At 59.4% G+C, this 14765-nt stretch carries 13 protein-coding genes; 2 read left to right on the forward strand and 11 right to left on the reverse strand.

Annotation, left to right across the window (positions count from 1 at the left end; genetic code table 11):
- Window positions 1–10: 10 nt before the first annotated feature.
- The 9 genes from rplB to rpsL all read right to left on the reverse strand — a co-directional run bounded on the left by rplB (window position 11) and on the right by rpsL (window position 7342).
- On the reverse strand, window positions 11–847 hold the full coding sequence (gene rplB, locus ABID16_RS06460; RefSeq protein ID WP_354555484.1) for a 50S ribosomal protein L2: 837 nt from the start codon (window positions 845–847) through the stop codon (window positions 11–13).
- 12 nt (window positions 848–859) lie between these two features.
- The gene (locus ABID16_RS06465) at window positions 860–1153 is read right to left on the reverse strand and encodes a 50S ribosomal protein L23 (RefSeq protein ID WP_109857967.1); all 294 of its coding nucleotides are present in this window, start codon (window positions 1151–1153) and stop codon (window positions 860–862) included.
- A complete protein-coding gene (gene rplD, locus ABID16_RS06470; RefSeq protein WP_109857968.1) occupies window positions 1150–1770 on the reverse strand; it encodes a 50S ribosomal protein L4 in 621 nt (206 codons plus the stop codon). Before rplD ends, ABID16_RS06465 begins: the two co-directional genes overlap by 4 nt.
- A 13-nt stretch (window positions 1771–1783) precedes the next feature.
- Entirely contained in the window at window positions 1784–2470 is a 687-nt protein-coding gene (gene rplC, locus ABID16_RS06475; protein ID WP_112627630.1) for a 50S ribosomal protein L3, read from the reverse strand.
- Window positions 2471–2638: 168 nt separating this feature from the next.
- A complete protein-coding gene (gene rpsJ, locus ABID16_RS06480) occupies window positions 2639–2947 on the reverse strand; it encodes a 30S ribosomal protein S10 (protein ID WP_003507767.1) in 309 nt (102 codons plus the stop codon).
- Window positions 2948–3068: 121 nt separating this feature from the next.
- Window positions 3069–4244: an elongation factor Tu gene (gene tuf / locus ABID16_RS06485; protein WP_230826922.1), complete on the reverse strand. Its 1176-nt coding sequence runs from the start codon at window positions 4242–4244 to the stop codon at window positions 3069–3071.
- A gap of 67 nt (window positions 4245–4311) precedes the next feature.
- Window positions 4312–6411, reverse strand: coding sequence for an elongation factor G (gene fusA, locus ABID16_RS06490; protein ID WP_354555485.1), 2100 nt, complete (start codon window positions 6409–6411; stop codon window positions 4312–4314).
- Window positions 6412–6435: 24 nt separating this feature from the next.
- Window positions 6436–6906 (reverse strand): 30S ribosomal protein S7, encoded by a 471-nt coding sequence (gene rpsG / locus ABID16_RS06495; protein ID WP_109857972.1) that lies wholly within the window; start codon window positions 6904–6906, stop codon window positions 6436–6438.
- Window positions 6907–6970: 64 nt separating this feature from the next.
- Window positions 6971–7342 carry a 30S ribosomal protein S12 gene (gene rpsL, locus ABID16_RS06500; RefSeq protein ID WP_075628830.1) on the reverse strand — a complete coding sequence of 124 codons (372 nt, stop codon included), beginning with the start codon at window positions 7340–7342 and terminating at the stop codon, window positions 6971–6973.
- A gap of 493 nt (window positions 7343–7835) precedes the next feature.
- Here rpsL and ABID16_RS06505 point away from each other — a divergent pair, with 493 nt between their 5' ends.
- Together ABID16_RS06505 and ABID16_RS06510 are read left to right on the forward strand one after the other, a co-directional pair.
- Window positions 7836–8126 (forward strand): transcriptional regulator, encoded by a 291-nt coding sequence (locus tag ABID16_RS06505; protein WP_354555486.1) that lies wholly within the window; start codon window positions 7836–7838, stop codon window positions 8124–8126.
- Between the two features lie 157 nt (window positions 8127–8283).
- The gene (locus ABID16_RS06510; protein ID WP_354555487.1) at window positions 8284–8994 is read left to right on the forward strand and encodes an acid phosphatase; all 711 of its coding nucleotides are present in this window, start codon (window positions 8284–8286) and stop codon (window positions 8992–8994) included.
- Window positions 8995–9104: 110 nt separating this feature from the next.
- Here the strand turns inward: ABID16_RS06510 and ABID16_RS06515 are convergent, their stop codons facing one another.
- Both ABID16_RS06515 and rpoC read right to left on the reverse strand, forming a co-directional pair.
- Window positions 9105–10157 carry a class I SAM-dependent methyltransferase gene (locus ABID16_RS06515; protein WP_354555488.1) on the reverse strand — a complete coding sequence of 351 codons (1053 nt, stop codon included), beginning with the start codon at window positions 10155–10157 and terminating at the stop codon, window positions 9105–9107.
- 239 nt (window positions 10158–10396) lie between these two features.
- Complete coding sequence (gene rpoC / locus ABID16_RS06520; protein ID WP_354555489.1) at window positions 10397–14608, reverse strand: DNA-directed RNA polymerase subunit beta'; 4212 nt, start codon at window positions 14606–14608, stop codon at window positions 10397–10399.
- Window positions 14609–14765: the final 157 nt, after the last annotated feature.

The raw sequence follows: 14765 nt of genomic DNA on the forward strand, positions 1-14765 counted from the left end.
ACTACCTCTCTTACTTCTTCTTCTGGTGGCGCGAGCGCATGATGAACTTGTCGGTCGACTTGTTCGAACGGGTGCGCTTGCCCTTGGTGGGCTTGCCCCACGGGGTCACCGGGTGGCGACCACCGGACGTGCGGCCTTCACCACCACCGTGCGGGTGGTCGACCGGGTTCATGACGACGCCGCGAACGTGCGGACGCTTGCCGCGCCAACGCGAACGACCAGCCTTGCCGTCGTTGATGTTGCCGTGGTCGGGGTTCGAGACCGCGCCGATCGTGGCGAGGCAGGTCGCATGAACGAGGCGCTGTTCGCCCGAGTTCAGACGAAGGATCGCCATGCCCTGGTCGCGGCCGACGAGCTGGGCGTAAGCGCCAGCCGAACGGGCGACCTGACCGCCCTTGCCGGGCTTCAGTTCGACGTTGTGGATGATCGTGCCGACCGGGATGTACTGAAGCGGCATGGTGTTGCCGGGCTTCACGTCCACTGCCTTGTCGGAAGCGATGACCTTGTCGCCTTCAGCGATACGCTGCGGAGCGAGGATGTAAGCCTGTTCGCCATCAGCGTAGTTGATCAGAGCGATGAAGGCGGTGCGGTTCGGGTCATACTCGAGACGCGCAACGGTGCCTTCAACGTCAAACTTGCGACGCTTGAAATCGACGAGACGATAGGTCCGCTTGTGACCGCCGCCCTGGAAGCGCACCGTGATGCGACCCATGTTGTTGCGGCCGCCCTTGGAGGACAGACCTTCCGTCAGCGACTTGACCGGCTTGCCCTTATAGAGGCCGGAACGGTCCACGATGACCAGCTGACGCTGGCTCGGGGTCGTGGGGTTGTAATTCTTCAATGCCATTGTCGTTTACCCTCACAGTCCGGTGGAGACGTCGATGGACTGACCGTCAACGAGCGTGACAACGGCCTTCTTGACGTCCGACTGCTTGCCGGCAAAGCCGCGGAAACGCTTCGTCTTGCCCTTGCGGACCAGCGTGTTCACAGCCTTGACCTTCACACCGAAGAGCGCTTCTACGGCAGCCTTGATTTCAGGCTTCGAAGCGTCCTTGGCGACGTTGAATACAACCTGGTTCTGTTCGGAAACCAGCGTCGACTTTTCCGTGATCACGGGAGTACGGATCACATCGTAGTGGCGAAGATCAGTCATTTGAACCGCTCCTCCAGAGCTTCAACCGCAGCCTTGGAAAGCACGAGCTTGCCGCGGCGCAAGATGTCATAAACGTTGATGCCCTGAACCGGAAGAACATCGATATTCGGGATGTTCTGAGCAGCGAGCTTGAAGTTTGCGTCAAGCTCGGCGCCACCGATGATGAGAGCGTTGGTGAGGCCGAGGCCGGCGAATGCACCGGCAAGAGCCTTGGTCTTGGCTTCGTTGGCAACCAGGTTGTCAACGATGATCAGCTCTTCAGCCTTAGCCTTGGCGGACAGCGCGTGGCGAAGTGCCAGAGCGCGGACCTTCTTCGGCAGGTCGTAGGAATGGTCGCGGGACACCGGACCATGAGCCTTACCACCGCCGCGGAACTGCGGAGCGCGTGCAGAGTGATGGCGGGCGCGGCCCGTACCCTTCTGCTTGAACATCTTTGCACCCGTGCGGGAAACTTCGCCGCGGGTCAGAGACTGATGGGTGCCCTGGCGCTTGGCAGCGAGCTGGTAGCGCACCATGCGGGCAATGATGTCCTCACGGACTTCGAGGCCGAAGATTGCGTCGGAAAGGGAGACCTTCCCTGCGTCCTTGCCCTCGAGGGTCTTGACGGTCAGATCCATAATCAATGCTCCCTTACTTAGCTTCTGCGGCGCGGACGCCAGCCGGACGCGGAGCGGTTTCCGGCGCGCCGGACTTCACTGCATCGCGAACGAGGATCCATGCGCCCTTCGAACCGGGAACTGCACCCTTCACGAGGATGAGGCCACGCGCTTCATCGGTGGAGACGACTTCGAGGTTCTGGGTGGTAACGCGCGTCTGGCCCATGTGACCAGCCATGCGCTTGCCCTTCCAGACCTTGCCCGGGTCCTGGTTGTTACCCGTCGAACCGTGCGAACGGTGAGAAACGGAAACGCCGTGCGTTGCACGCAGACCGCCGAAGTTGTGGCGCTTGATGGCACCGGCGAAACCCTTACCCTGGGTCGTGCCTGTGACGTCGACGAGCTGGCCAGCAACGAAGTGCGAAGCAACGATCTCGCTACCGACTTCGATGAGGTTGTCGGCGGAGACGCGGAACTCGGCGAGCTTCGCCTTCGGCTCAACGCTTGCGGCTGCAAAGTTGCCGCGCATGGCCTTCGAGGTGTTCTTCACCTTCGAGGTGCCGGCGCCGAGCTGAACAGCCGTGTAGCCGTTCTTGTCTTCCGTGCGCTGGGCTACCACCTGGCAGTTCTCCAGCCGCAATACTGTTACCGGGATATGCTCACCCGCATCGTTGTAGACGCGTGTCATTCCCACTTTCTGTGCAATCACACCTGAACGCATAGGTTCATTCCTTTTGAGAGTCCTTTAGGAGCTAAAAGCCCCTTCTTGCCTCTTGTTTAAGGATTCCATCCGGACATGATGTCCTTTGGTTTCCCGTTTCTAGAAGACGTTGGCATTGCTGCCACGTACCTTCCTTGTTGTTTCGGCTTGCGCCGGACTTTCAGCTTTTTACAGCTTGATCTCTACGTCCACGCCGGCGGCGAGATCGAGCTTCATCAGCGCGTCAACCGTCTGCGGGGTCGGGTCCACGATGTCGAGGAGGCGCTTGTGCGTGCGCATCTCGAACTGCTCGCGGCTCTTCTTGTCAACGTGGGGCGACCGGTTGACAGTGAACTTTTCGATGCGGGTCGGCAGCGGAACCGGACCGCGTACGGAAGCGCCGGTGCGCTTGGCGGTCGACACGATCTCGCGCGTGGAGGCATCGAGGATCCGGTGATCAAACGCCTTCAGGCGGATGCGGATATTCTGGCCGTTCATTCGTTTCGTCCTTGTTCAACATGTCCCGCATGGCAGGACTGTTTTGAATCGTTTGTTCTTACCTAAAGCGAGACAGGGACCCTTCAGAGCCCCTGCCCCAACCCATTCAGCCGATGATCGATTACTCGACGATCGAAGCGACGATGCCGGCGCCGACGGTGCGGCCGCCTTCGCGGATTGCGAAGCGCAGCTTTTCTTCCATCGCGATCGGAACGATCAGCTCGACGTCAACGGTCACGTTGTCGCCAGGCATAACCATTTCCGTGCCTTCCGGAAGCGTCACGATGCCCGTCACGTCCGTCGTGCGGAAGTAGAACTGCGGACGGTAGTTCGTGAAGAACGGCGTATGACGGCCGCCTTCTTCCTTCGTCAGGATGTAGGCTTCTGCCTTGAACTTCTTGTGCGGCTTGACCGAACCCGGCTTGCACAGGATCTGGCCACGCTCAACGCCGTCACGGTTCACACCGCGGATCAGGGCGCCGATGTTGTCGCCGGCCTGGCCCTGGTCGAGAAGCTTGCGGAACATTTCAACGCCCGTCACCGTCGTCTTCGACGTGGCGCGGATGCCGACGATTTCGACTTCTTCGCCGACCTTGACGATACCGCGCTCAACGCGACCCGTCACAACCGTACCACGGCCCGAGATCGAGAACACGTCTTCGATCGGCATCAGGAAGGGCTGATCGATCGGACGTTCCGGCGTCGGGATGTAGGCGTCAACCTGAGCCATCAGCTCGCGGATCGCGTCTTCGCCGATCGTCTTGTTGCTGTCTTCAAGAGCGGCCAGAGCCGAGCCCTTGACGATCGGGATATCGTCGCCGGGGAAGTCGTAGGACGACAGCAGTTCGCGAACTTCGAGTTCAACGAGTTCCAGAAGTTCTGCGTCGTCAACCTGGTCAACCTTGTTGAGGAAGACAACGATGGCCGGAACGCCAACCTGGCGAGCGAGCAGGATGTGTTCGCGCGTCTGCGGCATCGGGCCGTCAGCAGCCGAGCAAACCAGGATCGCGCCGTCCATCTGGGCAGCACCGGTGATCATGTTCTTGACGTAGTCGGCGTGGCCGGGGCAGTCAACGTGAGCGTAGTGGCGAGCAGCCGTTTCGTACTCGACGTGTGCCGTCGAGATCGTGATGCCGCGTGCCTTTTCTTCCGGAGCAGCGTCGATCTGGTCATACGCCTTGAACTCGCCGAAATACTTCGTGATCGCAGCCGTCAGAGACGTCTTGCCATGGTCAACGTGACCGATCGTGCCAATGTTGACGTGCGGCTTATTGCGCTCGAATTTACCTTTTGCCATTTCCGGCTCTCCATTCCTGGTCCCCGTCCGGGGACATCAATTCAAAAAAGGTTCGGTTGTATTCCGGTCACTTCTGACCGGAATACTTTGCCTGGATTTCCTGTGCGACGTTCGACGGAACCGGCGCGTAGTGATCGAAGACCATCGAGTACTGAGCGCGGCCCTGCGACATGGAGCGCAGGTTGTCGACGTACTTGAACATGTTCGCCAGCGGCACGTGGGCCTGAATGACGATCGCGATGCCGCGCTGTTCCTGGCCCTGGATCTGGCCACGACGGGAGTTCAGGTCGCCGATCACGTCGCCGACATAGTCTTCCGGCGTGACAACTTCGACCTTCATCATCGGCTCGAGGAGCTGAGCGCCGGCCTTCTTCGCTGCTTCACGGAAGCAGGCACGGGAAGCGATTTCGAACGCCAGAACCGAGGAGTCGACGTCGTGGAAGGCACCGTCGATGAGGGTGGCCTTCACGCCGAGCATCGGGAAGCCTGCGAGCGGACCCGAAGACAGAACGCTTTCGATACCCTTCTGAACGCCCGGAATGTATTCCTTCGGAACAGCACCGCCGACGATCTTGGATTCGAACTTGAAATCGTCGCCATCCGGGTTCGGTTCGAAGACGATCTTGACGCGCGCGAACTGGCCGGTACCACCGGACTGCTTCTTGTGCGTGTAGTCTTCTTCGTGCTGACGCGTGATGGTTTCGCGGTAGGCAACCTGCGGAGCACCGACGTTGGCTTCAACCTTGAACTCGCGACGCATACGGTCAACGATGATGTCGAGGTGAAGTTCGCCCATGCCGGCGATGATCGTCTGGCCGGATTCCTGGTCGGTCTTGACGCGGAAGGACGGGTCTTCGGCAGCAAGACGGTTGAGCGCGAGGCCCATCTTTTCCTGGTCGCCCTTGGACTTCGGCTCGATCGCGATCTGGATAACCGGCTCCGGGAATTCCATGCGCTCAAGGATAACCGGCTTCAGCGGATCGCAGAGCGTGTCGCCCGTCGTCGTTTCCTTCAGGCCAGCCAGAGCAACGATGTCGCCCGCGAAGGCTTCGTCGATGTCTTCACGCGAGTTCGAGTGCATCTGCAGCATGCGGCCGACGCGCTCGCGCTTGTCCTTGACCGTGTTCATGACCGAGACGCCCTTTTCGAGCTTGCCCGAATAGATGCGCGCGAAGGTGAGCGAACCGACGAAGGGGTCGTTCATGATCTTGAATGCGAGCATGGAAAGCGGCTCGGCATCGTCGGCATGACGTTCGATTTCGGCTTCGGTCTTGAAGTCGATGCCCTTGATCGCCGGAATGTCGAGCGGCGACGGCAGGTAATCGACAACGGCGTCGAGCAGCGGCTGAACACCCTTGTTCTTGAAGGCAGTGCCGCAGAACATCGGGTGGAACTTGACGTCGATCGTGCCGCGGCGAACCAGCGCACGGATCTTGTCGTTGTCAGGCATGACGCCTTCGAGATAGGCTTCCATCGCTTCTTCATCGATCTCGACAACCGTCTCGATCAGCTTTTCGCGATATTCTTCAGCCTTGGCCTTCAGGTCAGCCGGGATCTCAACGACATCCCACTGTGCGCCGAGCGATTCATCGCGCCAGACGAGAGCGTTCATCTCGATGAGGTCGACAACGCCGACGAAGTCGTTTTCAGCGCCGATCGGCAGCTGCATGACAACGGCGGTGGCACCAAGACGCGTCTTGATCATTTCTACCGAGCGGTAGAAGTCAGCGCCGGTCTTGTCCATCTTGTTGCAGAAGATCATGCGCGGAACGTTGTACTTCTCAGCCTGACGCCAGACGGTTTCCGTCTGCGGCTCTACGCCGGCGTTGGCATCGAGAAGGGCAATCGCACCGTCGAGAACGCGCAGCGAACGCTCGACTTCGATGGTGAAGTCAACGTGGCCGGGGGTGTCGATGATGTTGAAACGACGGGTCTTGCCGTCACGGCCCTTCCAGTAGGTCGTGGTGGCAGCAGACGTGATCGTGATACCGCGTTCCTGCTCCTGCTCCATCCAGTCCATGGTAGCAGCGCCGTCATGGACTTCGCCGATCTTGTGGGACTTACCGGTGTAGTACAGGATGCGCTCGGTCGTCGTGGTCTTGCCGGCGTCGATATGCGCCATGATACCGAAATTGCGGTAGTCTTCGATTTTATATTCGCGGGCCATGGTGGTCTGCCTTCCTTGTCGAGATTACCAGCGGTAGTGCGAGAATGCGCGGTTTGCGTCCGCCATCTTGTGCGTGTCTTCGCGCTTCTTGACAGCCGAACCACGGTTGTTGGAAGCATCGAGAAGTTCGCCGCAGAGGCGGTCAACCATCGTCGTTTCATTGCGCTTGCGGGCAGCAGTGATCAGCCAACGGATAGCGAGAGCCTGACGACGCTCGGGACGGACGTCGACCGGAACCTGGTAGGTTGCACCACCGACGCGACGCGAACGAACTTCGACGTGCGGAGCGATGTTGTCGAGCGCCTGATGGAAAACCGTCAGCGGCTCCTGCTTCGACTTGCCTTCAACGGCATCGAAAGCGCCATAGACGATGGTTTCGGCAACAGACTTCTTGCCGTCAAGCATGATGGCATTCATGAACTTCGTGACGACGAGATCACCGAACTTCGGGTCGGGGTTGATCTCACGCTTTTCTGCTCTGTGGCGACGGGACATATTATTCGTCTCTCAACTGTTTTAACGGCCGATGGCGGGACTAGCCCGCCGACCCATGGAATTCTTACTTCGGACGCTTCGCGCCGTACTTCGAACGGCGCTGCTTGCGGTTCTTGACACCCTGCGTATCGAGAACGCCGCGGATGATGTGGTAACGCACACCCGGCAAGTCCTTTACGCGGCCGCCGCGGATCATCACGACGGAGTGTTCCTGAAGGTTGTGGCCTTCACCGGGGATGTAGCCGATGACTTCGAAGCCGTTCGTCAGGCGAATCTTGGCAACCTTACGCAGAGCCGAGTTCGGCTTCTTCGGGGTCGTCGTGTAAACGCGGGTGCAAACGCCGCGCTTCTGCGGGTTCTGCTGAAGAGCGGGAACCTTGTTGCGCTTTACCTGTGCCTGACGGGGCTTGCGGATCAGCTGGTTTACGGTAGGCATATACCCATCCCTTTAAGTCTTGTCTCGTTACCCTCTCGGGCGTTTACACGGGTCCCATCAATGCGCAAAATCAGGGCTATTTCCCCTCAAAAAAAGGAGAAAGCCCTCGATAAAGCAGAGGACGCCTTGCGACGTCTTGCATGCTGCAGTCAATGCTTCGCGTGCGATATAAGGGCCTTGTTTGAGGTGTCATCCAGAACGAGTCATTCCGAAACAGCCAACCTCACATCGGCTCTGATGGCGTGGCGTTTACTGTCTTAAGGGGTCACAGTCAAGACCTTCCGAGCGATTTTCTTGGAGGCCGCATCGCCGAAACCCCTGTAACACGGGCACTTGAGGGTTCAAAACTGCAAATCTGGTTGCTGTTCGACAAAAATCCTTATGTTTCCGAACCGCTTCCGTTTAAGAATCGCTTAACTCCTTGGCGCGGTCTCACCCCGCCGATTCTTCATCCCAAAGGCGGTCGCTACGACGCCCAATCTCGAGGCCCTTCATGAATACCAATCCGGACAACGACAATATCGCCGACCTGCCGCTCGTCTTTATCATCATCGGCAAGGCGTATATCAAGGAAGGCGAAGGCGTCGACATCCATGTGATGCTGACAGCTCCGGACGACGATACCGCCGTCCGCACGACGCTGAACGCGCTGGCCGACGAGGGCTTCATCGAGGCAGACCTGGATCAGATCGGCACGCTGACCGAGATTCCCGAGGACGAGCCGCATGCCTCCGCGTTTCAGGGTGCGCTTGAGGGAGAAGTGGCGATCATCCGGTTTGCGTGATCTCCCCGATGGGATCCGCCAGCGATTGCAGAGGCAGCCGGCCCATGTCGGCTGCATTTTTTTTGCGTGCGTTTTCAGCGGAGGATGTTCCCTCTGTCATCGCTGCGCAAAACTTTGCGGTTAGCTCTGCTTTGCTTATTGGACAAATGGAGTTTCCATGCACAAGTATTCCCGCCTTGCCGCGATGGGCCTTGCCCTCGCACTTTCCTTTTCAAGCCCGCTCTTCGCCGAAGAGAAGGCAAAGCCCTTCTCCGATGCCAAAGAGATCAATCTTCTGAACCTCCTGCCGCCGCCGCCGGCCAACGACTCCGTTCAGACAAAAGCGGAGATCGGACAGGTCCTGACAATCCAGGTCACCCGGACTCCGGACATGGAAGCCCGCGCCGTGGCGGACCAGGAAGAGAACGTCTGGCGCTTCTCCGATGTCATCGACAATCCGAAATTCAGCAAGGACAATCTCCCGAAGTTCTCCGCCTTCTTTGACCGCGTCGTCGAGACCGAGGGTGCGGTTGTCGATCCCGCCAAGGATGTCTGGAAGCGCCCTCGCCCGCATCTGCTCTACCCGGAACTGGTCAAGCCCGTCGTCAAGCTGACCAAGTCCGGCTCCTATCCGTCCGGTCATACGACGGTCGGCACGCTGATGGGCGTCGTGCTCTCCAACATGCTGCCTGAAAAGCGCGACGTGATCATGCACCGCGCCTGGGAGTTTGGCTGGAACCGCGTCATCGGCGGTATTCATTATCCGAGCGATATCGAAGCTGGCCGCATCGCCGGCATCACCATCGCCAGCACGATCATGACCCATGACGACTACAAGACGGAATTTGAAGCCGCCAAGGCTGAGCTGCGCGCGGCTCTCGGGCTTTAAGTGCCGAACCGTTTGGTCTCTTCAGATGCACAAAGGCCGCCGGATCGCTCCGGCGGCCTTCACAAAATAAAGCGTCCTAATTGACGGCTCGCCCTCGAACGACACACTGTTCAGGCAGCGGGGGCTACGGGTGCCCCGGAGCGACCTGAAGCGGCCTGTTCGGCGAGCAGCTTCGTCGCACATTCACGCGCATTGCCTTCAGCCAGCTTGCCGGCGAAATGACGGGCGATTGCTGCGTTATCCCGGAACATCGCCCCGGTCACGACCTCCGAACTTCTCTCAAACATACGCCTGAAGAAACGCAACAACGAGCGGCCTCCCCTGCCCTGCGGCACGGCGTTGGCGTAGTGGCGCGTCATGACCTCGCGCATGGCATCGGCCTCGCGCTTCATGACCGCTGCATCGAATATCACGGTCCCGAGCGAACGCATGAAGAAGACGCCCGTTGTTCCGGCGCAACGGCCGGCCGTAGCCGGAACCTCCACAAGACCGGCAAGGCCAGCCGCCAATCGCAGCGTGAAAGGATTGAAGTTGAAGATATGGCCGAAATGGAAAAGCTTGCCTTTGAGCTTCCGGGCGGCATCGTCCGCGATATCGGGCACCTCAACATAGAGAACACCATCTTCGGCGAGCATGTCGCGCAGGCGCTTGAGCGTCTCGACCGGCTGCGGCAGATGTTCGAGCACGTGACTGAGGCGAATGAGATCGAACCTCTCGGCAGAGAAGTCGAAATCTTCCAACCTGCCGGTTCTGACTTCCAGGCCCAGATCGTCCCGGCAGTATTCCGAATAATCGACGCTCGGCTCGACACCTCGCGCCTTGATCCCGGAAGCCTGCGCGAGATAGAGAAATTCTCCGCTGCCTGCGCCGATATCGATGCAGGACCGGACATCCCGGTAGACATCGGAAAATTTCCGAAAATGACGAAGTGTGCGGCCGAAATTGCGCCAGACCTGCCGCTTTCGGGGCTTTGCCGCGCCCTTGTACTCCTTCCGGTAATGCTTCGCATAGAATTGCGTCAGCGTTTCCTCGTCCGGAATCGGATCGTTGGTCACGATGCCGCAGCCCACGCAATGGACGGTGACGAGCGCTTTTCCGTGACGATCAAATTTCGAAACGATATTTTTTTCGGCAGAGCCGCAAAGTTGGCATTCAGTATTCATCAGGCCCCCCCAGGCCATCATCTCGCAATCATTTCACCCTGAAATGAAAATCCCGCCCTGTCGAGAGACAACGTCGGGATTAATAGCAGAAACCCGATTATTCCCCAGGCCGGGTGTCTCGGGATCGCGGTACGCTCGCGGGCAATCGGCCTTGCGGCTGCCAGTGGCCTATCGCGCAAATTGCAAAAGGCCGCCGGATTGCTCCGGCGGCCTTTCAAATTCAACCCAGTTCGACCTGCTTATTCGCCTGCCGGAACCACGTCGGCTGCGATCTTCTGCAGCATCGGGGTCGCTTCGTCCGCGCCCGAGCCCTTCTTGCGCTCTTCGAGGATGAGCTCGTCGCGCGAGGTGGCGATGCGGCGGATCTGCGTCATGGTGCCGCCCGTACCGGCCGGGATGAGGCGACCGACGATGACGTTTTCCTTCAGGCCCTGCAGCCCGTCGGTCTTGCCGGCGACAGCAGCTTCGGTGAGCACCTTCGTCGTTTCCTGGAAGGATGCAGCCGAGATGAAGGACGGCGTCTGCAGCGATGCCTTGGTGATACCGAGCAGAACCGGATCGCCATAAGCAGGCTTCTTGCCTTCTTCGATAAGCGCATCGTTGACGTTTTCGAGTTCGATCCGGTCAACATTGTCGCCGACGATGTAGGTGCTATCACCAGCGTCGGTGATTTCAACCTTCTGGAGCATCTGACGGACAATCACTTCGATGTGCTTGTCGTTGATGACAACGCCCTGCAGACGATAGACTTCCTGGATTTCGTTCACGAGGTAGGAAGCGAGTGCCTCCACGCCCTTGATCGCCAGAATGTCATGCGGTGCTGGGTTACCGTCGAGGATGTAGTCACCCTTTTCGATGTAGTCGCCGTCCTGAAGATGGAAGGGCTTGCCCTTCGGGATCAGGTACTCGACCGGCTCGACACCGTCTTCCGACGGTTCGATGATGATGCGACGCTTGTTCTTGTAGTCGCGACCGAAGCGGATCGTGCCATCGATCTCGGCGATGACGGCATGGTCCTTCGGACGACGGGCTTCGAACAGTTCGGCAACGCGCGGCAGACCACCGGTGATGTCCTTGGTCTTGGCGCTTTCCATCGGGATACGGGCGAGAACGTCACCCTGGCTCACCTTGGAGCCCGGCTCAACGGAGAGGATCGCATCCACCGAGAGGAGGAAGCGGGCTTCACCGCCACGCGACAGCTTGGCAATCGCGCCGTTCTTGTCCTTGATGACGATGGCCGGCTTGAGGTCGATACCACGCGGGGTCGAACGCCAGTCGATAACCTGACGCTTGGTGATGCCGGTGGATTCGTCGGCGCTTTCGAGAACCGAGATACCGTCCACGACGTCCTCGAACTCGACCGTACCTTCGACTTCCGTCAGCATCGGACGCGTATAGGCGTCCCATTCTGCCAGACGCTGGCCACGCTTGACCTTGTCGCCATCGTCCACGAGCAGCTTCGAACCGTAGGCGACGCGCTGCGAGGAGCGCTCGACACCACGTTCGTCGAGGATCGTGACCGCCATGTTGCGGCCCATGGCAACGAGGTTGCCATCGGAGTTGCGCAGCAGGTTGCGGTTCTTGAGCTGGACCGTACCTTCGTACGACGCTTCGAGATACGAGCTGTCGACCACCGTTGCAGTACCACCAAGGTGGAAGGTACGCATGGTGAGCTGGGTGCCCGGTTCACCGATCGACTGAGCAGCGATAACGCCTACTGCCTCGCCCATGTTGACGGGGGTACCGCGTGCAAGGTCGCGACCGTAGCAGACGCCGCAAACGCCGGTCTGGATTTCGCAGGTCAGGGCCGAGCGAATGCGAACCGACTGGATGCCGCACTTTTCGATCTCGATGACATCCGGCTCGAGGATCATCGTGCCCGCCTTGACGATGTTCTCGCCAGTGATCGGGTTGTCGATGTCATCGAGTGCCGTACGGCCAAGGATACGTGCGCCAATGGAGGCGACGACCTGACCGGCGTCAACGATGGCCGTCATGGTGAGACCAGTCGTGGTGCCGCAATCGACATGCGTGACGATGCAGTCCTGGGCCACGTCGACGAGACGACGCGTCAGGTAACCGGAGTTGGCCGTCTTCAGGGCGGTGTCTGCGAGACCCTTACGGGCACCGTGAGTCGAGTTGAAGTACTCGTTCACGGTCAGGCCTTCCTTGAAGTTCGAAATGATCGGCGTTTCGATGATCGAACCGTCCGGACGTGCCATCAGGCCGCGCATGCCGCCGAGCTGACGCATCTGGTTCGGTGAACCGCGGGCACCCGAGTGGCTCATCATGTAGATGGAGTTCATCGGCTTCTGGCGGTTCGTCTTCGGGTCGAATTCGACGGCCTTAATGCGGGCCATCATCTCTTCGGCAACCTTTTCGGTCGCCTTGCCCCAGGCGTCGACGACCTTGTTGTACTTTTCGCCCTGCGTGATCAGGCCGTCATTGTACTGCTGTTCGTATTCCTTCACCAGGCTTTCGGTCTCGTCGACGATCTTGGCCTTGGAGGCCGGGATCACCATGTCGTCCTTGCCGAAGGAGATGCCGGCGCGGCAGGCATGCGAGAAGCCGAGCTGCATGATGCGATCGCAGAAAATGACCGTGTCCTTCTGGCCGCAGTGACGGTAGACCGTGTCGATCATCTTGGAGATGTTCTTCTTGGTCATTTCCTGGTTGCAGATATCGAACGGCACGTTGACGTTCTTCGGCAGCAGTTCGCCGATGATGAGACGACCGGGGGTCGTATCATAGATCTTCGAAACCGGCTTGCCTTCGGCGTCAACCGTCTTGAACCGGCCCTTGATCTTGGCGTGCAGCGTGACGACCTTGTTTTCAAGGGCGTGATGCAGCTCGCCGAGGTCGGAGAAGGCCATGCCTTCGCCCGGCTCGTTCTGGTTCATGATCGACAAGTAGTACAGGCCGAGAACCATGTCCTGCGACGGAACGATGATCGGCGCGCCGTTTGCCGGGTGCAGGATGTTGTTGGTCGACATCATCAGCACGCGGGCTTCAAGCTGGGCTTCAAGCGACAGCGGCACGTGAACAGCCATCTGGTCGCCGTCGAAGTCGGCGTTGAAGGCCGTGCAGACGAGCGGATGCAGCTGGATGGCCTTGCCTTCGACCAGCATAGGTTCGAACGCCTGGATGCCCAGACGGTGCAGCGTCGGTGCGCGGTTCAGGAGAACCGGGTGCTCGCGGATGACCTCGTCCAGGATATCCCAGACTTCCGGCTTTTCCTTTTCAACCAGCTTCTTGGCCTGCTTGACGGTCGAGGAGTAACCCTTGGCGTCGAGGCGGGCGTAGATGAACGGCTTGAACAGTTCGAGCGCCATCTTCTTAGGAAGACCGCACTGGTGCAGCTTCAGTTCCGGACCCGTCACGATGACCGAACGGCCGGAATAGTCGACGCGCTTGCCGAGCAGGTTCTGGCGGAAGCGGCCCTGCTTGCCCTTGAGCATGTCGGACAGCGACTTCAGCGGGCGCTTGTTGGCGCCGGTGATGACGCGGCCACGGCGGCCGTTGTCGAAGAGCGCGTCCACAGATTCCTGCAGCATGCGCTTTTCGTTGCGGATGATGATGCCCGGAGCGCGCAGTTCGATCAGGCGCTTCAGACGGTTGTTACGGTTGATGACGCGGCGGTACAGATCGTTGAGGTCCGAAGTCGCGAAACGGCCGCCATCGAGCGGAACGAGCGGGCGCAGGTCCGGCGGGATGACCGGAACGACCTTCATGATCATCCATTCCGGACGGTTGCCGGATTCCATGAAGTTCTCGACGATCTTCAGGCGCTTCATCAGCTTCTTCTGCTTGAGATCCGAGGTGGTCTCAGCCAGATCGGAGCGCAGGTCACCGGCGATCTTCTCAAGGTCCATCGTCGCCAGCAGGTCATAGATGGCTTCAGCACCGATCATGGCCGTGAACTGGTCTTCGCCGAACTCGTCGACAGCGATCATGTACTCTTCTTCGGAGAGGAGCTGGTGCTCCTTCAGCGAGGTGAGGCCCGGCTCGGTGACGATGTAGTTTTCGAAGTAGAGAACGCGCTCGATATCCTTCAGCGTCATGTCGAGCAGCGTGGAGATGCGGCTCGGCAGCGACTTCAGGAACCAGATGTGAGCAACGGGAGCGGCGAGTTCGATATGGCCCATGCGCTCACGGCGAACGCGCGACAGCGTGACTTCAACGCCGCACTTTTCGCAGATGATGCCCTTGTACTTCATGCGCTTGTACTTGCCGCACAGGCATTCGTAGTCCTTGATGGGCCCGAAGATGCGCGCGCAGAAGAGACCGTCGCGTTCCGGCTTGAACGTGCGGTAGTTGATCGTTTCCGGCTTCTTGATCTCGCCGTAGGACCAGGAAAGAATTTTTTCAGGCGACGCGATCGAAATCCGGATGGAATCGAACACCTGCGCAGGCGCCTGCGGATTGAAAAGATTCATGACCTCTTGGTTCATGCCTGTCTCCTTGTCGGACCACTGTGGGCCCATTCGCAACCGCGACCGGTCAAATACCCGGGAACCGGCGGGTTGCTCTGTAAAACGTGATAGCCGCGAAATGCGGCAACAATCCCCTCGCCCGCCTTGCCGGCCTGGTTTGGAGAAGCTGCGCGCC

Source organism: Limnomicrobium aquaticum, assembly GCF_040545545.1.
Classification (GTDB): domain Bacteria; phylum Pseudomonadota; class Alphaproteobacteria; order Rhizobiales; family Rhizobiaceae; genus Ensifer_A; species Ensifer_A aquaticum.